Here is a 1,632-nt window from a genome sequence, read left to right on the forward strand (position 1 = left end):
GCGCCTGTATCGCATAGTGATGCACCAGCATCGTATTTGACAAGCTGCACACTGTTTAGCAGCCTGTTGCGCGCTCCTGGGGCCAGTTGTGCCATGATGGGAACGCATAGCAATTGTCGCATACGATGATTTTGCTTCAACAAATAACCCAACCCGCCGAGGAGGGCATCGAAATCATCGCGGTGAATAGCAATGAGGTCGACGGTCGCGTCATCTGCATACACGTCTGCTTTGCGAGGCACATCCTGGATGAGGGCTTGCTCGCCAAAGTAGTCACCAGTCGACAGCCTGTTGTTACTTTGGCCATCAATATTGGTACACAGCACGGATCCGCTTTCGATGTAGTAGAATACATCCCCACGTTCCCCCTTTTTGATAATTTGGTCTCCTTTATTGTACCGCTGTGTCAGCGCAACCTCAGCTACCTTGTCAAGCTGCTCGTCTTCTAAACCAGCCAGCGGTGACCCTGGCCGCTTCAAAGCATCCTTGACCCGGGAAAGATCAGAATGAGAAGCAGTTGCAATAATCCGCTTGAAGGTGACGCGGTCAATCTTGAAAACTTGTGAAGGAATGACGGCAAGGACCGTTGCTGCCCTCGGCGAGTTGTATAGCAATGCTAGCTCGCCAAACGAGTAAACGCAAGGGAAACCGTGCGACGAGCTACCTATTGGCCGGGCTTCAGCTTTCTTGTCCCCCCCGACCAGGATGTCGAACTGGCCCTTACTCACAACATAAAAGTAGTTGCCTTGTGGATCGCCCTGCAAGTGGACGAAGTACGGCGGAAATTGGGCAAGGCAGAGCAACAAAGGCAACACACCTGTTGAATCAGAACCTGCTGAGCTGGAACATCCTCTGCTTTCATACTTTTCATCAATGTGATTCTCTCGGCATCTCCTATTGAGTCGAACAATGTGTTTTGAGATAATGCGGCTAAAATCATTTTCTCTGCCGCTGGCGGCTTTGGGAAATGAACTGGCTTGAAATTTCGCTGGACAACTTCCATGTCCAGAGACTCAGCCATGATCTGCCCGCGACCTTTCTTTTTTGACTGAAGTGCTGCAGCAGTTGTCATGTCTCCTCCAGACTTGTTCTCCCTGGCTGGAGCCAATGGACTCGGGATGTTGACTCCATCAGCGAATTGACTTGCTGGATTTTCCACCGAGGTTTCAACAGCCTTGCTTGAACTACAGCCCATATCTTTAGAATGTTTCCAAGCGTACCACCACGTTACTCTTTTGGCAGCTGCTGCGGTCCTGGGATTGCAAACACCAACAGTTGCAAATTGTTGTGTTTCTCAAGGGAACTCCAGTCACCTAACCTCAAGTTGGAATGACGAACGAGCGCACAAAAGAAAGCATAGTATTGAACAATAAACCGCGTATTGAGTTTGTATAGCTGCATTGTCATCTGAGCAAGGCAGAGTTTGTGATTAGAAGTGTTGGCCCCCCTGATGTCCCGTCTACTCTGCCTACTCTGAGACCACGCTGAAGGCGAGGACATGAGGCGCCCCAGCAACAAAACCCACCCGCTCCAAAAACAACCAATCGGACTGTTGTGATAAATCGCGCATTTCGATTCTCAGAATGGCAGCTGCTCAGCTGACTGGCCTGGCCAAGTACGAGAAAGTTGACA

2 protein-coding genes are annotated in these 1,632 nt (G+C 50.2%); both read right to left on the minus strand.

Going from position 1 to position 1,632, the window contains the following annotated elements:
• Positions 1-728 (minus strand): cyclic nucleotide-binding domain-containing protein (locus tag AADJ04_RS17930; protein WP_341240445.1); only part of this gene is annotated, 728 nt, incomplete at its 3' end.
• The gene (locus AADJ04_RS17935; RefSeq protein WP_341240446.1) at positions 725-1,072 is read right to left on the minus strand and encodes a hypothetical protein; all 348 of its coding nucleotides are present in this window, start codon (positions 1,070-1,072) and stop codon (positions 725-727) included. The genes AADJ04_RS17930 and AADJ04_RS17935, both read right to left, overlap by 4 nt.
• Positions 1,073-1,632 lie beyond the last annotated feature (560 nt).

This window comes from uncultured Acidovorax sp. (assembly GCF_964021665.1).
Lineage (GTDB): Bacteria > Pseudomonadota > Gammaproteobacteria > Burkholderiales > Burkholderiaceae_C > Acidovorax > Acidovorax temperans.

Coding starts and splice junctions, on each gene's coding strand:
- AADJ04_RS17935 (WP_341240446.1), bottom strand. CDS start 1,072: ATGACAACTGCTGCAGCACTTCAGTCAAAAAAGAAAGGTCGCGGGCAG.